The following is a 19,988-nucleotide window of genomic DNA, read 5'->3' as shown; positions in this document are numbered from 1 at the left end:
GATGGAAGCTCGGGGTATCAACAAACGCAAACCGCTGGGCATTCTCATTGCTCTGGTTATCATAGGCGCTGCTGTCGGGCTTGCTGTAGAGGTAGCCTCCCGTGCAAAGCTCTCAACAGACGATGCCAGTATCGATGCGGAGGTCATTCACGTCGCCTCCGCAGTTGGTGGCCGGATCATCGAACTGCCCATCCATGAGAACGAGTCGGTTCACAAGGGCGATCTTCTCTTCCGAATCGATCCGATGGTCTACCAGACCAACGTCGCCGCTGCAGAAGCGCAGCTCGCTCTCTCCCGCGCCACGCTGGAATCCAAGCGGCGGCTCGTCTCCGCACAGCGTTCGAATGCCGAGATCGCAAGCGAACAGACCCGCAGGGCGCAAACCAACCTCGAACTATCGATGCGCACCGAGGAGCGCCTGAAGCCCCTGACTGCGAAAGGCTACGTCCCGAAGCAGCAGCTCGACCAAGCGGAGGTTGCAAGACAGAACGCCACGAGTTCTCTCACCGAGGCCGCAGAACAGGAGACTGCCGCTCACCATCTGGTCGATGATGTCGCAGCTGCGGAAGCTGCCGTAAAGGCCGCTGCCGCGGCGCTCACCAATGCGCACAGGGCCTTGGAAGATACGGAGGTGCGCGCTCCACATGAAGGACGCATCGTTGGTCTATCAATATCAACAGGAGAGATGGTCATACCATCCCAGTCGCTCTTCACACTTATCAATACGGAGGAATGGTTCGCGTCGGCCAACTTTCGCGAAATCGATCTCAAGCGGGTCAAGCAGGGTGATTGCGTGACGATCTACTCTATGATCGACCGCCATACTCCGATAAAAGGTGTTGTCGACAGCATCGGATTCGGAGTTTTGTCGGAGGACCGCATCAATGTTCCCAGGTCGGTTCCCTATGTCGAGCCGTCTCTCAACTGGGTTCGTGTTGCGCAGCGATTTCCCGTACGAATTCAGCTACAGGAGCCGCCCGAGCAGCTCGTACGCATCGGCGCTAGTGCCATCGCGGAGGTCGATCATGGTCCCGCCTGTAGATGACGCCACGTCTCAAAATAATGCCTGGATCCTTCTTACACGCTACTCTCCGGAACGCCTTTCGTTCGCGCTGAGGCTCGCCTTTATCTGTGCCCTAGTCGCTTTGATTGCCGAGACCTACAAAACGCCTGAGATCGCTCTGACCACCTACGTCGTCTTCTTCCTCAATAAACCAGACCGTGTCGAAAGTATCGTTCTCTCGATCGCGTTCACGATCATCATCACCATCATCGTCGGATTCCTGCTCGTAATCTCATCGCCTGTCCTCGCAAGTATTCCTCTGCGGGTGGGAGCCATGGCGGCAATCTCATTCACCCTCCTGTTCCTGGTATCTGCGAGTAAGCTCAAGCCGATCGGGTCAACTCTCACGCTAATCATTGCATACGCCTTGGATCTACTGGGCTCTGTTCCTCTTGGCGAACTGGCCACAAGAGCCTTCCTCTACACCTTGCTATTCGTCGCTATCCCCGCAGCAGTCTCCATCGTCATCAATCTCTTGTTCGGAGAGGCCCCTCGCAGCCTCGCGCAAAAGGACCTCGCAGCAAGGCTTCGTACAGCAGCAATGGCTCTGGAAACCGATGAGGAATCGATTCGCGAGTTGAATCAGCTCCTCGCCGAGGGAGACGAAGAGACGCAGAAGGGACTCAAGCTCTCCTCCATCGAACACAGCAGCCGTCCAGAAGATCTTGACGCACTCAAGGCCTCATCCGACGGCGTAATTACAATCCTCTCCGCCGTCCAGCTCATGGTCACCGAACCCGAGGCGCTCCCATCGACTGAGACACGATCGGTAATGCAGTCAACCCTCCTCGATATGGCCGCAATCTTCGAGAAGGGCGGCTATCCGGCCCTTGTCGAACCGATTCCAGTAGAAGGTGACTCCGCCGATCTCGTTGGCTCCTCCATCATGTTCTTCAACGCCGGGCTGGCCCAGTTTGGAGAAGCGCGACCCGCTCCACCCAAGGAGAAAAAAGCCAAGTCAGGATTCTTCCTTCCCGATGCGTTCTCCAATCCGGAGCACGTGCAGTACGCGTTCAAGACAACTCTGGCAGCGATGACCTGCTACTTCATCTACTCCACCCTGAACTGGCCCGGTATCCACACTGCTCTGATCACCTGCTTTATCGTATCGCTCGGAACCGTCGCGGAAACCGTAGAGAAGCTGGGACTGCGAATCCTCGGCTGCGTGGCAGGAACCGTTGTCGGACTCGGCGTCATGATCTTCATCATTCCCCAGACAACCGACATCGGGCACCTGATGATAGTCGTCTTCGCAGGAGCGTTCATCGGCGCATGGATAGCTGCTGGAAGCCCCCGCATCTCCTATGCGGGGCTCCAGTTCGCCTTCGCCTACTTTCTTTGCGTTATTCAAGGATCATCCCCGTCCTTCAACATGGTCGTCGCTCGCGACCGCGTCATCGGAATCTTTCTCGGAATCCTGGTCTCGTACTTCATCTCGACGCGTCTCTGGCCAACAAGTATCGCTCCGCAGATCGACGAAGCGCTTCAGACCGCACAGAAGCAACTGCAGGAGATCGATCAACTTCCCGATCCATGGCAGCGCCGCCGCCTTGCCGCAGAGACACAGGCTCTCCTCCACAAAATCGAAACTGACATTCAGTTGGCAGGTTATGAACCTTCCTCCATTCGCCCCACTACAGCATGGCGTCGCGCGCGCAGGAACGCAGTGCAAGCCGCGCAGCAACTGGACACAACACTCTTCGCACGTTCTGAGCTGAGAGATTCCGGGAAAGAGCCTGGGGCCAATAACGCCGCTCTATCGGAATTGTTAGACGTCAGATCGCATTCGTTCCAGCTTGCATGGTCGAGAATCGACCAGTCGGAGGAACATGGATAACACTCACCTGAAAACGGCCTCAGTGCTACTCACGCTATACGCCATCGCCGCAAAACCGCAAAGCACGTCTTTGCGCATCGCCCCCTCGGCTCTGGTGTCTTCCGAACAAAGACTCCCCACCCAATCTCCGCAGGAAACGCCGCCCGCCGTCGGACAGAGCTACGCTCTCACACCGAATCCCTCCGCTGCGGTTCTGCCAAAACCCCACGTCGATCTCGACGCCGAACACCCATACACCCTCCCCGAACTGATCGATCTTGCAGAACGCGAACATCCTGAAACGCGAATCGCATGGGAGACCGCGCGGAACGCTGCTCTGACTGCCGGCATAGCCAAAAGCACTTACCTCCCGCGTATGTCTGCAAACGTCATAGGCGGCCATCAAGCGTCATCCGGGAGTAGCAGCGCTTTTGGGGTCAACACGCAGGGGTCGGAGTCGGTTACCGGTTCTGTTTCCTCCGTCACACTCGCATGGCTCTTGTTCGACTTCGGAGCACGCAGGAATGCCGTGGACGCTGCCCAGAAGGTCTCGCTCGCCTCCAACATCCTCTTTACCGGAGTCCATCAAAAGATCATTCACGACGTATGTGTCGCATATTATTTCTATCTTGCCGCCTCCCGGCACACGGTAACCGCCGCCAAAGCGTTCCAGAATGCTCTGGAGATTCAGAAGGCCGCCGAAGAACGGTATCGCGGTGGAATCGGGACGGTACTGGAGTCGACCCAGACCCGCCAGGTGACTGCCCAGGCCCAGCTCGCCCAAATCCAGGCCCATGGGGCAGAGCGGAATGCCTATGCCTCTCTTCTCGAAGGCATCGGTTTTTCTGCTCTTGAAAAGATCAAAATTGCTCCGCTGGAGCGGCACACATTCACCGACGACACGCGCCCTGTAATCGAGCAGGTCGTGACCGACGCGCTCTCTCGTCGCGCGGACGTTCTCGCCGCATATGCGGCAGAGCAGGCAAGCCAGGCCGCAGTCAAGGCGGCGCAGACCGCCTACCGCCCAAAGATCTTCCTCGCTGGCACAGGGGCCTATGTGAGCGGACAACTCGGACTCACAGCAATTCCCGCGATTGGCGAGCAGCAATTGCCGACGCTAAACATCACCGGCAATCACTGGAACTCGACCGTTCTTCTGGGACTATCCGTTCCGATCTTCGACGGCCACGCCAGAGCGAACGCGATCAGCGAAGCAAAAAACAACTCAGCCAAAGCCTCGGCGACGCTGGATCAGACGCGAATCGTGGCGATTCGGGAGATCGTAGGCGCACAGAACGCGCTGGAAACCAGTCTCGCCGCCGATGAAGCGGCTCGCACCCTGCAGGACGCATCACAAATCTCCTATGACGCGGCTCTCGATGCCTATAGGCATGATGTGGGAACTATTACAGCTGTTGTTGCCGCTCAGACCCAACTCTTGCAGGCCACACTCGCCTCAGATGACGCCTACAGCTCCACGCTTTCTGCTGCGGCCACACTGGCATTCGTTTCTGGAACACTTGTGAGTTCGCCTCGATGACACCAAAAAATCAAAATGCACTTTGCCACAGGTTCTTTGTAGACGGGGCGAAGAAGCTCGCTCTTCTGTTTCCATTCCCTGGTACTGACGGTTTTGAGGGAACGGCGCAGAGATCCGGCCTCGCCGTCAGAAGACTCTGGGTAGTGCTTTCGAGCTAACTTTTAGAAGTGCCCTCTACCAGCAGCTTTCGAAGGAAGACCTTCGTGGCTGGCCAGTCCCTCTTCGTAAAGGAATAATTCACCGTGTCGCGAACAAAACCATCACGCATGATTGTGTGACAGCGCAAAACTCCATCCCGCACAGCACCGAGCCGCTCTATGGCACGTTGCGATCGGACATTTCTTGCATCAGTATTCAACTCAACTCTGTTCGCTGCAATCGTTTCAAAAGCGTGGTTGAGCATCAAATACTTCGCTGCAGTATTGATATGTGTCTTCCGATAGGGTGCTCCGAGCCAGGTCTTTCCCAGTTCGAGTCTCTTATGTTCTGGCACGACCCGATAAAAGCTGGTTGTACCAACTGCAGACTGGCTAGCTTCGTCGACGATCGCGAAGTTCATCTCAATTCCTCGCTTATTGGCATCCATCGCGGCGCCTATCCAATCCTGCAAGGCGTTTTTCGATACAAGGCGGGCGAAGGTCATGTACCGCCAGATATCCTCTTCTGCTGACCAGACAGCAAGCTGGTCGAGATGGGAGAAGTCGATGGGGACAATACGAACTGAAAAAGCCTGAAGAGTTACTTTTTGCAGGGGCCACTGAAAGAGCCTCTCCGAATGTACCGTCATATTGATACCTACCAAGTTCTCTTGCAGGCAGCGGTTCGTGACCGAAAGAAATGTTCCTTATCGTCAATCTGTGAAGAAGCTATCGTCAATTGAGCTTCTGCCGAACGCTTTCTAGAATCTCATCCGAGAGCTGCGAGTTTTTTACAGCCCGTGCCAACACAACTCCACCTAATAACGCAGCTGTCTGAAAGATAGCCTCTTTACGATCTGCGCCACTCGTGGCGAAAATCTCCTCGAGTCCCTTCTCGAAGGTTGCCTTCAGATCTGACGTGGAACGAGCTACATCAGGCCCTAGTGTAGCTATGGTGCAGCCGCCACCAGGATTATCGCGGTGATGGGCAGCCAGGTAACGTTCGGCATATGCACGTCTACCTTTTTTGGTCGCGCCGGCGCTTTGAACACGGTCTCTCGAGACTTCCAGACCGTATGCAACTGCAGCCTGCTGAAGCTCTTGCTTGGAATTGAAGTGGGCATAGAAGGCGCCGTGAGTAAGACCTGCAGCCTTCATCACCTCTCCCACAGTGACGTTTTCAAATCCCCGTTCGCGGAAGAGGCGGGAGGCTTCTTTCACGATGAGTTCATGCTTGACGGCGGTTTCTTTGGCTGGGTAGCGCATCTTTTCTGAATCCCCCATTCATGATAGCCATCATATCAAAATGTATGACGCTCATCATAGATGGGCACATGGAGGAAAAATGGCCACCATCCATCTTCACCAAACCACATCTCTTACACCCAGGCAGTACATCGCGGGTCTTACCGATTTCGGCCCTGGCCGATCGGCGCTTTTCGGAAAGAGCTCTGATGACTATCTCAAGGTCCATCAGTTAGGCGAATTACAAGCCGATGTCACTGAAGGTTCTGGCGGCATATGGGAACGACTGCACTATGACTGGACCGATTCGCATCATGTTGTTCTTACAACCGTCGACTCAAACGTATGGGGAGGCGCGTCTGGTCACACCTACACATTTACCACGCGACCGAACGGCACTACTGACATTGACGTGATCGTTATACGCGAAGGAAAGAACCTTTTAGGGCGCCTGCTCGGACTTGTGTTGGGATCCGTTGGCAAGCAAGTTCTGGAAAAGGCATTTGATGACAGTGTGAAGGCTATCGAAACCCTGAACGGAACAAGGCCTAAGGCATGGGCAGCATAAGTGAGCTGCCTCAAGTTGTCGAGTTCGACAGCGATGAGAAAGCCTTCGCAGCCCGCCAAAGCGAGGCGTACCAAAAGGCGCTTCAACCGTCCTTGACATGAGATTCTGCTATACACAAAAATCCCGGACAGAACAGTTCTCCTTCATCATTTCCCACCTCTTGTTTCTGATTGGTGGAATATCCGGGCTGGAATCAAGCACCGTACCGAAGACTGAGGAGGAATCGATGAAAGCACTGATCTTTCACGAGACCGGTGAACCGAAAAGTGTACTGAAATTGGCGGAGATCCCTACACCGCCGTTGGCACCTGGAGAAGCGCTCGTCCGAATGCTACTGAGCCCAATCAACGCATCAGACCTGCACATGGTGCGGGGGCGCTATGGCTATCAGCCGAAGTTGCCAGCCAGCCCGGGCATCGAAGGTGTTGGGATTGTGGAAGCCTTAGGTCCAGGAGTGCAGGCCCCGGCCGTTGGCACTCGTGTAGTCATCATTGACACGTGGAATACCTGGCGCGAGCAGATTGTATGCCCAGCGGAGAAGCTCGTGCCCGTTCCGGACGGCCTCGACAACGCGGCTGCCGCCGCTTCTTACATCAATCCGTTGACGGCATGGGCATTGACCATATCAACTCACAATCTTAAGGAGGGCGACTGGCTTCTGCAGACGGCGGCTGCATCCAGCGTCGGGAAGTTCGTGCTCCAGCTGGCGCAGCAGCACCGATTTAAGACAATCAACGTCATCCGACGGCGTGAGCAGGAGTCGATCATACGCAACCTCGGAGGCGATGAGGTTATCTGCACAGCCGACGAGGATCTGAGGGTACGCCTGCAGGAATTGACCGCAGGAAAAGGCGTTGAACGAGCGATTGACTGCGTCGCCGGGGACCTTGGCGCCGAGATTGTCCGCAACCTCTCTCCCGCTGGAACCATGCTTGTGTATGGTGCCCTCTCCAGTCATCGACAGACGGATCCCGCGAAATTCCTAATGCCGCTCTTTGCTCCTCGTTTGATTTATTCGACAGCAACGGTTCGCGGGTGGTGGCTTCCGCGCTGGGTGCCTTCCCAGCCGCTCGCCGAAATACGAGCAGCAGTAAGCGATCTCCTCACCATGTTGTCGAAGGGAGCACTTACGCCGCCAGCGAGCGTACGGTATTCAGTTAATGATTTCCGAGAAGCAGTAGAGCTCGCCGATGGTGAAGCAGGACAGGAAAAGGTTTTGCTCGATTTCTCCAATTAGTCTGTTGATAACTGGCCGATTCGCCTAGCGCCCAGCAAATCTTGGACTTCAGGGTAGATTTCGAAGAGCCTACCCGGTTAGTCGTATAAGCCTTCAAAACCCGCTCAACTCTCGCGCATCTTCGGCGGAGCAATCTCGCAGAAGCATATGCCTCCGTGAAAAAGACACAATCCGTCACATCGCCTAAGTTATTGAAAAGATTGGTGGGCGCAGCAGGATTCGAACCTACGACTTCCACCGTGTGAAGGTGTGCTAAAGGTGGACGGCTGAACATTCTAAAGGGGTTAATAGCCGGTATTGCTGGTAAAAACCGGCATTCTGGGCTCTGTTTGGCATCAAATTGGCATCAACTTTCTAACCAGTGGGCGTGGGCTGACCGTGGGGGTTCAGCCCATTTCTTTTTGCCTTATTAGCTTAAGAAGTCGGGGCGCGTGTTCATCTATCCATGTTGTTCACGTTACGTGAACAGGGTACAATCATGAACGGTAAGGGGGAGAGAGCATGGAGTTAGCAGGACGGGAAAATCAGACTCTTCAAACTGCGATTGCCGCCCTTCAGGCCACCGCTGGCTTGAAGACGGTTAAGGTTGACGTCCGCCCGCTAGCTAACGACCACCCAAATCCAGGGGCTGATGCTGTGCTGACGATCACCCTGAATGGGCACAGGCAGCTCTTTGTCGCAGAGATCAAAACAATCGATCGGCGTCTCGCCGTTGCCCAGATTCGTGCTCAGTTGCAGGCGTTTATTACAGAACGCTATCCCGGTTATCTTCCACTCCTCATCACGACGTTCGCTACACCCGATTTGGCTGAAGAATGTCGAAGACTTGATCTCCCCTTCCTCGACACCGCCGGCAACCTGTACCTCCCAACGGACACCTTTGTAGCCGACATACGAGGCAAAGCGCGCCCCCCTCGGCCCTTCAAGGATGAACATCGCGCCAACAATCCCGCGGGGCTCAAGGTCGTCTTCGCCCTCCTGTGCAGACCGGCATTAGCCGGTGCCCCATATCGGGAAGTTGCCAAATTTGCGAAGGTCGCCCTTGGAGCCATCGGCCCAGTTCTCAACGACCTCACCCAACGCGGGTACCTTCAAAAGGCCGAAACGCTGAATGGAACTCTTCTCAGAAAAAAGGAACTGCTCAACGAATGGGTCACTTACTATCCTGCAAACCTGCGTCCCACACTTAGACCGCGACGATATCAGGCTGATCGAGAGCAATTGACTCACATCGGCCTCGAAGCATTTGGAGCCCATTGGGGAGGAGAATACGGTGCCGAAAAACTCACTCGCTATCTAAAGGCCGAACATTTCCTGATCTATGCTCCCGGCACACCTCCGACCGCACTTATGACGAAAGCCCGAATGCGCTTGGCGACGGACGGGAACACAGAGATATTGGAGATGTTCTGGCACCCGGAGCTAATCGGCCTAGTGACGGACATCGCTCCACCGCTCCTGGTTTACGCTGATCTGATGGCGACCACCGATGGGCGCAACATAGAAGCAGCCAAAGAGGTCTATGAGCGTTTTCTCGAACCAATTGTTCATCAGCCCTAAACGTCCTGTCGATCCATTCACGCTCAGCATCTTGGAACTCATCGATCGGCTCCTTCGCGACGCGAAGATACGCTACATGCTGGTAGGTGCCACCGCGCGAGATCTGCTGCTCTATCACGTGTTCGGCCACGCTGTGACCCGCGCCACCTATGATCTAGACCTCGCCATTCTTGTGGACTCGTGGGAGCAGTTCACGACTGTGAAACAGCTGTTTCTCGACGTTCCGGGATTCACAGATAAAGGACGAAATGCCCAGCGGCTGTACTACCAGCCGACTGGCGCATCATTCGAAACAATAATTGATATCATTCCGTTCGGAAAGCTGGAGACAGCTGAGCGAACAATCGCCTGGCCACCCGATGCCGATGTCGTCATGAATGTGGCGGCCTTCTCGGATGTATTCGAGAACTCGCTGCGCGTACAGGTTCGCCCAGACCTCATCATTCCTGTTGCTTCCCTACCCGGACTTATTCTCCTCAAACTCTTCGCGTGGCTTGATCGGCATGAGGGGCGAGACGTCCAGGACATTCGAAGATTGATCGAAACGTATACGGACGCTGGCAATGTCAACAGACTCTACGACGAAGAGGCTGTTGAGCTGGAGCGGGTTGGCTTCGACACTATCTTGGCCGGAGCTTTCCTCTTGGGGAAGGACGCACAGCGCATAACCGATGAAAATGTGCGTGCCCGACTTTCGACCTCGTTTTCGGGCAAGGAACTCCCTGAGCTGGTACTTCAATTAGCCCGTACAATGAGCGTCTTGGATGATCGCACTGAGTCGGCGGAAGCCCTTCTCAGCAGTTTCTTTCGCGGAATGGGACTCGTTGATCTTCTGTAACCATTGAAATACCGATCCGATCACCTTGTCAGGAATCACGGTTGGCCGCTTTGAATGAGCCTGAAAGGCTGATGCCTATAACCAGTGACACCAGCCTCCAGGAACTGTCATCGGACAACCATCATCCCTACCAGCTTCGAGGTCTATTCCATGTAGTCGCGGCGGTTCTTGCGATGTCTGTTGCCCACTTCGACTGCGCAACCTGCATCTTAATGAAGATGCGATAGAAATCTGCGTGATCTCGAGCTCGCCTCGCATTCGAACTTACAGAAGAGGCCAGTCGCGTTTTATTTTCCCCATGGGCTTCAAGTGTCGATCTTCTATTGAGCTGCGTAATAGGTCTCCACTCTGGTGAGAATCGAGGACCCGCCACGAACTCGATGAACATTCTCTTCAAGAGTTTCTGTTTACCTTGGAAAACGCCCGCTCCGCATACATGAAACCGACCGAGATTCCTGTCGACGACGACGTACTCCCTGACCTCAGCACGAAGAACTGGATTGTTCTCAATAAATGTTTGGGGGGGGGGAAATCTGGGGCGGTACCTGTAATGCGCTTCTTCTCGAATCTGTTGAGACAGAACTTGCAAAAACTGCCCTCCAATCTCAAATTTCGCCATCGCACACATATGTAAGCCCTCGCAAGCTGTCACAAGGATCAAGCTAGATAACGATAAACGCCTTTGTGTTTACTGATCCCGCCGCGCGGTTCTAACAAGGTTCGCTAGGGATCTCAACAACAAAGGCTGCACCGCCGAGGACGCTATCCGTTTGCGAATGAATCGTGATCGACCCTCTGTGCCGTTCAATAATTTCCTTCGTGACCCACAGACCAAGCCCGTTACCGACGTCAGACTTTGTTGTGAAGAACGGCTCGAACAATCGATGGACATGTTCCGGTGCAATACCTGGACCATCATCTTCGATCACAGCACGAATCGAAATTCCGTTGGTGTTTTCAACGCACGACAACCTGATACAAATGGTGCCGTCATCACCTACCGCATCGGCAGCATTTGAAATAAGATTTGAGAGAGCCTGCTTCAACTCGCCGGACAACCCAGTCACAGGAGGACATTCTTCGAACTTACGCTGTACTGTGATTGATTTCGTTTTGAGTTTGTTCGAGTGTAGTTTAAGTACATATTCCACAAGTTGAACAAGGTCGATTCGTTCGGGAGTTTTGGTGTCTCGATAGAATCCGAGTGTCTGCTTCGTGATATGAGAAACGCGTTCCAACTCTTCTTCGGCAACATTGAGATGCTCTACCGCTGCCTCCGGAATACCAGGCGTACCTTTGACGATGTACAAGAGATTTCCGATTGCTTCCAATGGATTGTTGATCTCATGTGCGACCGTGGCGGACATACGGGCCGCCGAAGTAAGCTTTTCGCTTTCGCGGAGAGCTGCCTGGGTCTTACGCTCAATCGTCGCATCGCGAAACACCAGAACGACGCCTATTAATTTGTCCTGTTGGTCACGAATAGGCGCAGCGCTGTCCTCAATCGGTGTATATATTCCATTTGCATTTCGCAGTACGGTGTGATTTGCCAGACCCACGATTCGGCCCAACTCCATCACCTTTGCGACAGGATTTTCTACACGAAGTAGTGTCTGTTCATTGAAGATGGGAAACACATCTTCAATAGGATGGCCCTTTACCTGGGTCAATTGCTTTCCGATCAACTGCTCCGCGAGAGGGTTCAAATAATTAACGATGCCACGATCGTCGGTTGCGATGACCGCGTCTCCCAGGCTCGTCATCGTTACCCGAAACCACTCCTCTCGCTCAAGCAGTTGCGCTGCATGTCTTCGCCGAATCTCTAGTTCGCGGAGGATGTAGTAAGCCAATAAGATGAGACCAATGGCTGCGGCTGCGCTCGCCAGATAAACGCAGAGAATGGTTGTCTCGACGCTCTTCTCATAATTTGAAGAACGCTCGGCGTCGAGACGGTCTTCTTCTGCTTGCATCTGCACCACGACAGTGCGGATCTCGTCCATCAAATGAAGGCCTACATCTGATAAAACCAGCTGCTTCGCGATCTCACTCTTGCCAGCGCGCGCCATCGCTACCGTCTTTGCCAGTTCGTCCAGCTTCCTCCCTGTCAATTCACGCAAGGTACTAATGCGCATCTGCTGACCGAGATTGTCCGACGTCAGTCGCTGAAGTAAATCGAGGTGCCCTGTGATCTCGCCGGTCGCAGCTTTATAGGGAGCCAGATACTTCGAATCGTTCGTATATAAGTAACCGCGCTGACCGATCTCCGCATCCTGCAATAAAGACTCGGTCTTGACTAGTTCGAATTGAACTCGTCGAGTATGGGCCACCCAAACCTGGTTGGAGAGCTGCGTTGCGAGTTGCTTGCGAATAATGAGTGTGTTCGTCAGTAGCAGCGCCATCATGATGGCGAAACCAGTCAGAACACCAAAGCGCTTCGTCCAAATCTGCATAAGAGAATAGGGGATCCCCAATCTCATAGTATAGAATCGGGATCATTTGGTAGCCTAGTTAGTTCATAGACGCTTGTGCAGGAGCCTGTCTTCCCGGCTCTTTTGGGCAGAGTACTTTTCTTTGCCCGTCTGAGGTCCTTCTTCGGGCTGATTCGCGGACTCTTGCTGCGGCCAAAATCTTTGCTGCCGCCTGCTGTTCCTCTTTTAAATTCTTCGTGAGAAGCGCCGAAACATTTCTCAAGGCGAGCGCGTCCGCCATCTCGATTGCGGTAGTATAGCCAGCGATCTCATAGTGTTCCGTTCGAAGCGCCGCTCCGACAATTCCGGAATCGACTGACGCACCTTCTTCATCCTCCGAAATCTTAGAGTTTATGTGCAACCTGCAGGATCTCTCCGGCGCGTTCGCCGATGATGACGCAGGGAGCCATTGTGTTGCTGGTGGTGACGCGCGGCATGATCGATCCATCTGCGATGCGAAGGTTATCGATCCCATAGACTTTAAGATTGCCGTCGACTACGGACATTGAATCACGTCCCATCTTGGCAGAACACGTTCCATGCCAATAAGTGATAGCTCCCTCGCGAACGAAGCTCTCCAACTCTGCCCCATTTAAGTTGCCAGGCATCACCTCGCGTTTGACGTGTGGGCTAAGAGGTGCAGAGTTACCAATCTCTCGGCAAAGTTTTACGGATGTGATAGCGACCTTCAGATCATCTGGATGGGCCAGAGTATTGGGGTCGACGAGAAGAGGATCATTAGGGTTTGCTCCAGAGAGACGGATCTGGCCTCGACTTTTCGGAGCAACAACCCCTGCACTCAATCCCCAGGAACCGATGGGTGGCTTGAATCTGGCTGCTGCCTCCGCACTGCACACCGGTAATTCAACCTGGCAAGTCTGAATATCAGGACTGTCGAGGCTAGAATCACTCTTCCAGAAGAAGGTAGCCTCCGCCCCGTTGTTGTGCATAGGAAGAGGTTGCTGGTATTCCCAAATACATCCAATAGCAACATGATCTTGAAAATTCTGCCCAACACCTGGAAGATGCTGAACGACGGGTATTCCCAAACGTTGCAACTCACTCTGATCGCCGATGCCAGAGAGCATCAGAATTTTTGGCGTGTTCATTGCGCCCAGCGACAGAACAACTTCAAGCCCCGCACGGATGCGTTGTACTTTTCCTTCATACGCAATCTCCACACCCGTAGCTCGCTTGCCCTCCAATGTAAGCCTGGTGACCATTGCGTGAGGAAGTACCGTTAGATTTGGCCGGTCCATAAAGGGGAACACATAGGTACGAAAGATAGAGAGGCGCTTTCCATCGCGTATTCGCAAATCGAAGAGAGATGCGCCACCATCGGATTCCATCAAAGCGCCATTGTTACTGTCAAAGGCAGGCATTCCGATGGAACGTGCCGCCTCCACCATGGCCGGAGCGATTGGATTCGGCTCCGGGGCAGACTGCACAAAAACCAATCCGCCTGTTCCGCGACGTGTGGGGTCTGGTGCGCCCTGCCAATCTTCAATCCGGCGGTAGATATTAAGCACCGATTCGTAGTTCCATGCTGGATCGCCCGACTCGGACGCGAAGAAATCCCAATCGGTCTTATGTCCGCGTGCCCAGGCCATAATGTTGATGCTCGATCCCCCGCCCAAAACCTTACCCATACTAAGCGGAATGGCGCGCCCGTTGAGGTTCTGATTGGGCTGGCCCACAAAGCCCCAATCGCGCTCGGTCCCAAGATTCTCAGCCCACCTGAGCGATTCGGTCACGCTCGGCATATCGTCACTACCGCCTGCTTCCAGCAGGAGCACACTGACATCTGGATTTTCAGCAAGGCGACGAGCCACCACCGAGCCGGAGGAGCCTGATCCGCACACGATAAAGTCGTACTGGGGTTTCAGTTCGGCCGTGAGCTTCTCTTGACTGAACCGTACTTCCTCTGTGAAACTCGCGCGGGCATTCTGTTCAAGATGTGAATCAATCTCTGGGGTTCTCATGAATAGATCTCCTATATAAAATAGGACGATTTCCGAGTGCCATTTATTCCCAAGTCTAGATGCTTTGCAACGCCAAATTGCAACCGCTTGGAAATATCGGCTCGTTGCGGTAGTAGTAGGGTGTAGCGTGAGGAATTATTTGTCGTATGCGGCGAGAATCTCAGACTTGTCCCGATGACAAGACTATCCCTGGCTGCTTCGACGATCTCGACGGAGATGACCTGACATCGTTGACGCTCAGCGCTAGAGCGACGAGCGTGAGGTGAATGGAGATGTCGAGATTCAGCGGAATCAAGACAGAAAAGGCATGCAAAAGTTTTGACAGAATCCTTTGCTTCAGCCCAAGGTATCTTAGAGTCGAATAGGTCCCCCAATCGAGGATTGGGACTAATTGGCACTTTCCTGTTCATTGGGATTGGCACTGACAAGTAGGAAAACTCTGTACCAAGAACTGCCTGACGCGAATCATGGTTCTCAGGAAACAAGTTTTCGGAAGACTGCGATATTCCCTCATGACCGCCTCACAATCGAAATTTCGTGTATGGCAACTTGAGCATTCGCTACAGGCTGGCAACCTGCCAGTCGGTATTCTATCCCGCCGTCCGAACTACGCCTCTGGGGTGGTTCCTGCCATGAAAAACGCACGTGCAATCGTTCGACTGGTTGTAGGAATATTTCTACAGGCTAGGGCAAATTTCTACACCTTTAGGAATAGCGCAACCTGTCTGTAAATCAAAAAAACCGTTCTATAAGTAAAGGAGTAACGACAGCCGCAGGCATGACGTCGACCCTCAACTCTACCTCACCCAGTTGCTGATCAACCTGCCAACGCTATCCAGCGCCAAATATCCCAGTGGCTCCCAGATCAGTGGAAGACCAATCATGCCGTTCGACTTGACTGCTTGCAAAAGCCCAACGCGCGAATCCCATAACAGATAGCGCTCACGTTAAGTTAATTAGATGATGCCGCCATTCACCCGAATAGTCTGACCGTTCACCCAGCCACTCTCGGTTCCGGCCAGAAAAGAGATCACAGAGGAGATGTCTGCAGGTTGACCAAGGCGCTTAAGCGGAGTCATGGCTGTGAGGTGATCAAGAGACTCCTTCGGCGCGCCTTTGAGTAGATCCGTAGCCACCGGCCCCGGCGCGACTGCATTGACGCGGATCTTTTTGTCTCCAAGTTCTTTCGACAGAATACCGGTAATGGCTTCAATCGCAGCTTTTGTGGCACCATAGACCGTCATGGCAGGTTGCAACAATTTGGTGACTGAGGACGACACATTGATAATGCTGCCTCCCTCGCGCATACGGCCCGCGGCTTCGCGCATGCAATAGAGTGATCCCTTGATGTTGACGTCGAGAAGCTTGTCGATCGATGCGTCATCGATTGCGGTAAGGGGTGCGATAACCATTGCGCCCGCGCTGTTTACCAAGACGTCGATACCACCGAAGGTCTTCTCACCCTGGTCGAAAAGATCCTTCGCGACCTTAGGGTCAGCGATGTCACCGCCGACGGCGAGAGCCCTGCCCCCGGCCCCTTTTATTTTTTTGACCAGCTCATCCGCAGGTTTTGCAGCCGTCGCATAATTCATGACGACGGCGAAACCATCACTTGCCAGACGCTCCGCAACGGCCGCGCCAATTCCCCTTGAGGCACCTGTAACGATTGCAACTCTATTGTTATTGCTGCTCATCTTCTTACCGTCCTTTCGTAATGATGCCCCCCGGTTCCCCGGGGGTGGGAGTCAATTTATATGCTCCATTTATTTGATGGCGAGCAACATTAAGTGATTCTTCCGAAAACGGCGATTTATTTAACAAAATATGCGCCAATAAGTTTTGGCTTGATTTACCACGCTCGATGTATTTGTCAGGACTGAATTAGATCAGCAAGATGACGGCTTACATTTCTGAACAAAGCCTTGCAGCCACTTTGCAGCAAGCGGTTGCCACGGTCAACTTCCCAGGGGTAACTCTGGTGTGGATCAAACGGCCCTGGAAAAAGTTGGATGAGGTGAATGGCCACCTCTTCGAGCTTGGCCACCCAGTGAAGACTCTTCGGTTTACAGAGGCGCGGCGTTGCGCACCGAGGTTGAAGCCTCCATTGAATCCGGGTTTCCGATATTGCTCCAGTATGCGGAGAGCGAAGGAGACTTGGCCGAACTGCGGTCCAGACATATCGACGCTATGAACCTGCTGCCGAAAGAGATCACATGAGCCTACTACTGCGTGCATGATGTGGTCATGATGCCCAGCCCCAACCATCGTTCTTTGCTTATCACTTTTGATGAATGCTTGGTGGGTTTGCCGGTGTGATTCCTTTGCTCTGGGAAGAAGCGGAAGACTATAGCCATGCGTTCGAGCATACCCGTTATCTCCTTCAAAAGCGGGATCCGCAATGACCTACCAAGAGATCTTCTACGACGTCAGGTCTACAGGATGGAGCGTGAGATCTACAGTGGTCCACACTTTCAGATCTACCTCGCGCACGCAGAGAGAGAGTTGCTTCCAATGATGGAACATTCATCCTTCGTAGTGTCACTAACCCGCCCCTTCACGTTAATCGTGATTCTTTCGAGCTTCGGCCCGTTGACGACAGGCCCGGTTCAAAGGGGAGTCTTCATTGACTATGTATTCATTGTCGGGGCAAATGCAGTGTTCTTCGCCATAACGATGCGTAATCGAGACAATAGTGGCTCTTGAGTTGGCTAGTCTATCGGTCGAGTCCCGTTATACCGCAAAGAAACTCCGATTCAGGGCTGGATGATCTTGGTGCAAGGTATTACGCATCAACGGTGGGCCGATTTATGTCACCTGATCCGGGTGGTGCAACTGGATTTGAGCACATGGGTGATCCCCAGGGATGGAACGGATGCGCTTACGCGCGAAACAATCCTCTTCTCTATTCTGATCCAGATGGTGAGAGTTACCACGTCTGCGATCAGAATGGTCACTGTAGCGATGTATCAGATAAGGATTTCGATCAGATTTGTGCGAGGGAATTGGGTTCCTGCGTAGCGTCCGGAGATCATTCAGTTTGAGCAATACCTTCAAACCGAGCCGTGATTTCCGGCGACGAAAGTCGCCTAAGTCCGGGCCGTACTCGGCAATAAAACTTAGGGATGTAAGCGGTGGTTGGCTCCTGCAGCGAGCCCTGAGTATTGTCTGAATCACCGCCTTCTCGCTAGCGACGTAGTCGACGTTACACATGAGCGCGCTGAGGGTTCCCGCTAGAGCCTACGACGATAGTCGTTTGGGCTAACACCTATGACCTGTCGAAACACGCGGCTAAACTGTTTGTGACTTGAAAACCCACATGCAAGGGCAACATCGATCAAACGGACCGACCTATGCTTCATCATTGTCTGAGCCCTCGCCACTCGGAGTTGTAACAAGTACCGGTATGGAGTGTATCCCGTAGCTGCCCGGAACATCCTCAGAAAATGGGTTGTGCTGTAGCCGCTTTCTACCGCCAGTGTCCGGAGGTCGAGATCTTTGTCCAGAGCCGACTCCATTCTTTCTACAACACGCTTCAGACGAGGATGCGATAAAGGATTGTTCGAACGAGGCAGATCTTCCTTATTCATTTCAAGGTTGAGAAGACGCAGCGTAAGTGCAAAGGCTAAATGGTTCGAGATAGAGACGACCCGAGGCTCCGCCCGACTTGGCCTCGCCTTCTATAAGGCGTATGAGGGCGCCGACTGGCTCATCATGAAAATTCGTTCGGTCTCGAAGTTTGATAGCGAACGGTGACTTCTGCTCTGCGGACACTCCTTCAACAAATACCGGGTCCAGCGCACACAATATCATGTCTATTTGCGTAGATGGATAGACAGCGGGAACAACTCCCTCCGAGTAGAGATTAATCGCACCAGGAGTTTTTGCATATCGCAAACGACGTCCATTCCGAACGAACTCTCCAGATGAAACTTTCAATCCCGATGCGAGTGAGACTATTTGATGAGATATAGCGGCTTGTGGTTTTTCGCTTGAATCTATGAGATGGTGTTCGACTGCGATGCTCTCCCACCCAAGACCACTGCTCGATGATCGTCGTACTGAAGCGCCTCGTACACATGCATCGATCGAGCTTTCACCTGGAGGTTTGACAGACATCATGTATCCCAATAGTCTTTGATGCGCAATTTGCTGTATCGACTCATGGCGGACCGAGATCAGCAACCTCGTTACGGCTGTACCCGTGAACCAAATTTAAAAAGCGACTTACCTCAAGAATCTCCAATATTTCACGAGAGCTAGTTGCATAAATGTCTCAAGGTGATGAGGAGGCACGTGCAGCTGCGCTCAACCATCCAGGGTGCCACGAACAAGAGTGAGGCCACAACCGCTTCCTCAAGTGGACCTTCTTCGGCTGCGAAAGGAATCATCTCTGAAAACGGCCGCGATGAGCAGAGGAAGACACTTAAATAGCCACCTGTTGGCCAACTGCCTCATCTTCCATGACCTGTGCCACTAACCCGACTTGTCCAAGACCTGGAATAAAAGGGAGAGACGGTGTTGAAGACACCATCGCCTCTCAGTGCCTACCTTATCGAGCACATCAGCCGCTTCGGCGATTACATCCTCAATCTCGGCAGAAAACCTCCCTAACCCGACTATGGCTCATACCCTAAAGCAGGCTGCCTCCAGCGGCTAGCAAGCTCAGTTGCTGAATCCGTCGTCCCCTCCAGGAGGAACTGCCCATCCGGAGATACTCAATTGAAACCCGTGAATTGAAGAACCGATTTCATTTCTGCCTCTCTGGCCGCATCGCGTATAGCCTCCGGTGTGGCCGGCAGCAGACCAATGTACTTCACAGGCATTGGGCGATTGGTCGGGATACTCGAAGCTGCTGATTCCAAGATGCGATAAAGATCGCGCGGGTGGACGGCGTCACTGGTTTTGATCGGCTGTTGAATTGTTCCGGTCGAGCGCTTAGGCCAACTCACTCTCGTGCTTCCTGGTTGCTTGCTGCCGCAACCAGGGTACACATTAATCGGGCGCCGAATGCGCCATCAAGCCCCTGCTCGACCACTAGGGAACGCCAAACTTGGAACGCAAGTGCATGGCCGATCGTGGCACGAATACGACGCCGTGCTGGCCCATTAAGCTTTCGGCCTTTCATTAGAATCTCACACGCGCCACTAAGAAACCGGCGATAACCAGTTAGCATTTCCTTGACGAGGGGCATGGTCTCCTCATCGCGCAGGATATTGAACATCATCCGCTCTGTGCGCGCGTAGAAGGCGTAGAGGTCGCGCAACGCAACCCTAAGGCGCTCGTCCACATTTTCCACGCTTGCCCACTGCCCGAGGACGGGCAGTGGGTTAACCTCTGCCCAGTGCGTACTACAGGCGGTGAAAATGGCCCTCTCGTCGGGAAAATGGCGATAAACGGTTGCCCGGCGAACGCCTGCGTGTTCCGCGATTGCACTGACCGTGGAGTGGGAAGGGCCCAGGCTTCCATGGAGTTTGACGGCACTCTCAGTAATTCGCAGACGCGTCTGTTCTTCCGTCTCGGCGCGTTTCTTCATT

16 protein-coding genes are annotated in these 19,988 nt (G+C 53.6%); 8 read left to right on the top strand and 8 right to left on the bottom strand.

Translation table 11 applies throughout. The features are described from left to right. Position 1 precedes the first annotated feature (1 nt). The 3 genes from mdtN to AC5S26_RS17190 are packed head-to-tail and all read left to right on the top strand — an operon-like array spanning position 2 to position 4,419. Entirely contained in the window at positions 2–1,045 is a 1,044-nt protein-coding gene (mdtN, locus tag AC5S26_RS17200) for a multidrug transporter subunit MdtN (protein ID WP_494186160.1), read from the top strand. After that, positions 1,026–2,900 carry an FUSC family protein gene (locus tag AC5S26_RS17195; RefSeq protein ID WP_494186159.1) on the top strand — a complete coding sequence of 625 codons (1,875 nt, stop codon included), beginning with the start codon at positions 1,026–1,028 and terminating at the stop codon, positions 2,898–2,900. The genes mdtN and AC5S26_RS17195 overlap by 20 nt, the downstream gene beginning before the upstream one ends. Beyond that, positions 2,893–4,419: a TolC family protein gene (locus AC5S26_RS17190; RefSeq protein WP_494186158.1), complete on the top strand. Its 1,527-nt coding sequence runs from the start codon at positions 2,893–2,895 to the stop codon at positions 4,417–4,419. Before AC5S26_RS17195 ends, AC5S26_RS17190 begins: the two co-directional genes overlap by 8 nt. Positions 4,420–4,573: 154 nt before the next feature. On the opposite strand, the gene AC5S26_RS17185 is transcribed toward AC5S26_RS17190, so the two are convergent. Both AC5S26_RS17185 and AC5S26_RS17180 read right to left on the bottom strand, forming a co-directional pair. Further along, on the bottom strand, positions 4,574–5,206 hold the full coding sequence (locus tag AC5S26_RS17185; RefSeq protein WP_494186157.1) for a GNAT family N-acetyltransferase: 633 nt from the start codon (positions 5,204–5,206) through the stop codon (positions 4,574–4,576). 85 nt (positions 5,207–5,291) lie between these two features. Then, positions 5,292–5,822 carry a TetR/AcrR family transcriptional regulator gene (locus AC5S26_RS17180; protein WP_494186156.1) on the bottom strand — a complete coding sequence of 177 codons (531 nt, stop codon included), beginning with the start codon at positions 5,820–5,822 and terminating at the stop codon, positions 5,292–5,294. A gap of 79 nt (positions 5,823–5,901) precedes the next feature. Between AC5S26_RS17180 and AC5S26_RS17175 the strand changes: the two genes are divergently transcribed. The 4 genes from AC5S26_RS17175 (at position 5,902) to AC5S26_RS17160 (ending at position 10,004) form a co-directional block, all read left to right on the top strand. After that, positions 5,902–6,369, top strand: coding sequence for a hypothetical protein (locus AC5S26_RS17175; RefSeq protein ID WP_494186155.1), 468 nt, complete (start codon positions 5,902–5,904; stop codon positions 6,367–6,369). Between the two features lie 226 nt (positions 6,370–6,595). Further along, positions 6,596–7,606 (top strand): zinc-dependent alcohol dehydrogenase family protein, encoded by a 1,011-nt coding sequence (locus AC5S26_RS17170; RefSeq protein WP_494186154.1) that lies wholly within the window; start codon positions 6,596–6,598, stop codon positions 7,604–7,606. 501 nt (positions 7,607–8,107) lie between these two features. Continuing rightward, on the top strand, positions 8,108–9,166 hold the full coding sequence (locus tag AC5S26_RS17165; protein ID WP_494186153.1) for a type IV toxin-antitoxin system AbiEi family antitoxin: 1,059 nt from the start codon (positions 8,108–8,110) through the stop codon (positions 9,164–9,166). Then, positions 9,129–10,004: a nucleotidyl transferase AbiEii/AbiGii toxin family protein gene (locus tag AC5S26_RS17160; protein ID WP_494186152.1), complete on the top strand. Its 876-nt coding sequence runs from the start codon at positions 9,129–9,131 to the stop codon at positions 10,002–10,004. The genes AC5S26_RS17165 and AC5S26_RS17160 overlap by 38 nt, the downstream gene beginning before the upstream one ends. 710 nt (positions 10,005–10,714) lie before the next feature. On the opposite strand, the gene AC5S26_RS17155 is transcribed toward AC5S26_RS17160, so the two are convergent. From AC5S26_RS17155 to AC5S26_RS17140, 4 genes are all read right to left on the bottom strand, one after another. Then, positions 10,715–12,454, bottom strand: coding sequence for a CHASE3 domain-containing protein (locus AC5S26_RS17155; protein WP_494186151.1), 1,740 nt, complete (start codon positions 12,452–12,454; stop codon positions 10,715–10,717). 58 nt (positions 12,455–12,512) lie between these two features. Continuing rightward, entirely contained in the window at positions 12,513–12,920 is a 408-nt protein-coding gene (locus AC5S26_RS17150) for a DUF892 family protein (protein ID WP_494186150.1), read from the bottom strand. Continuing rightward, entirely contained in the window at positions 12,817–14,454 is a 1,638-nt protein-coding gene (locus tag AC5S26_RS17145) for a GMC family oxidoreductase (protein ID WP_494186149.1), read from the bottom strand. Before AC5S26_RS17145 ends, AC5S26_RS17150 begins: the two co-directional genes overlap by 104 nt. A gap of 956 nt (positions 14,455–15,410) precedes the next feature. Continuing rightward, positions 15,411–16,148: an SDR family oxidoreductase gene (locus AC5S26_RS17140; protein WP_494186148.1), complete on the bottom strand. Its 738-nt coding sequence runs from the start codon at positions 16,146–16,148 to the stop codon at positions 15,411–15,413. 1,005 nt (positions 16,149–17,153) lie between these two features. Here AC5S26_RS17140 and AC5S26_RS17135 point away from each other — a divergent pair. Continuing rightward, entirely contained in the window at positions 17,154–17,495 is a 342-nt protein-coding gene (locus AC5S26_RS17135) for an RHS repeat-associated core domain-containing protein (protein WP_494186147.1), read from the top strand. Between the two features lie 189 nt (positions 17,496–17,684). Here AC5S26_RS17135 and AC5S26_RS17130 read toward each other — a convergent pair whose 3' ends face one another. Then, positions 17,685–17,969: a helix-turn-helix domain-containing protein gene (locus AC5S26_RS17130; protein ID WP_494186146.1), complete on the bottom strand. Its 285-nt coding sequence runs from the start codon at positions 17,967–17,969 to the stop codon at positions 17,685–17,687. Positions 17,970–19,399: 1,430 nt separating this feature from the next. After that, positions 19,400–19,987 carry a TetR/AcrR family transcriptional regulator gene (locus tag AC5S26_RS17125; protein WP_494186145.1) on the bottom strand — a complete coding sequence of 196 codons (588 nt, stop codon included), beginning with the start codon at positions 19,985–19,987 and terminating at the stop codon, positions 19,400–19,402. Between the last annotated feature and the right edge of the window lies 1 nt (position 19,988).

This window comes from Edaphobacter sp. FHG110511_03 (genome assembly GCF_059115365.1).
Note: the sequence above shows the minus strand (reverse complement) of the source record. Positions and strands in the feature narration are given on the sequence as shown.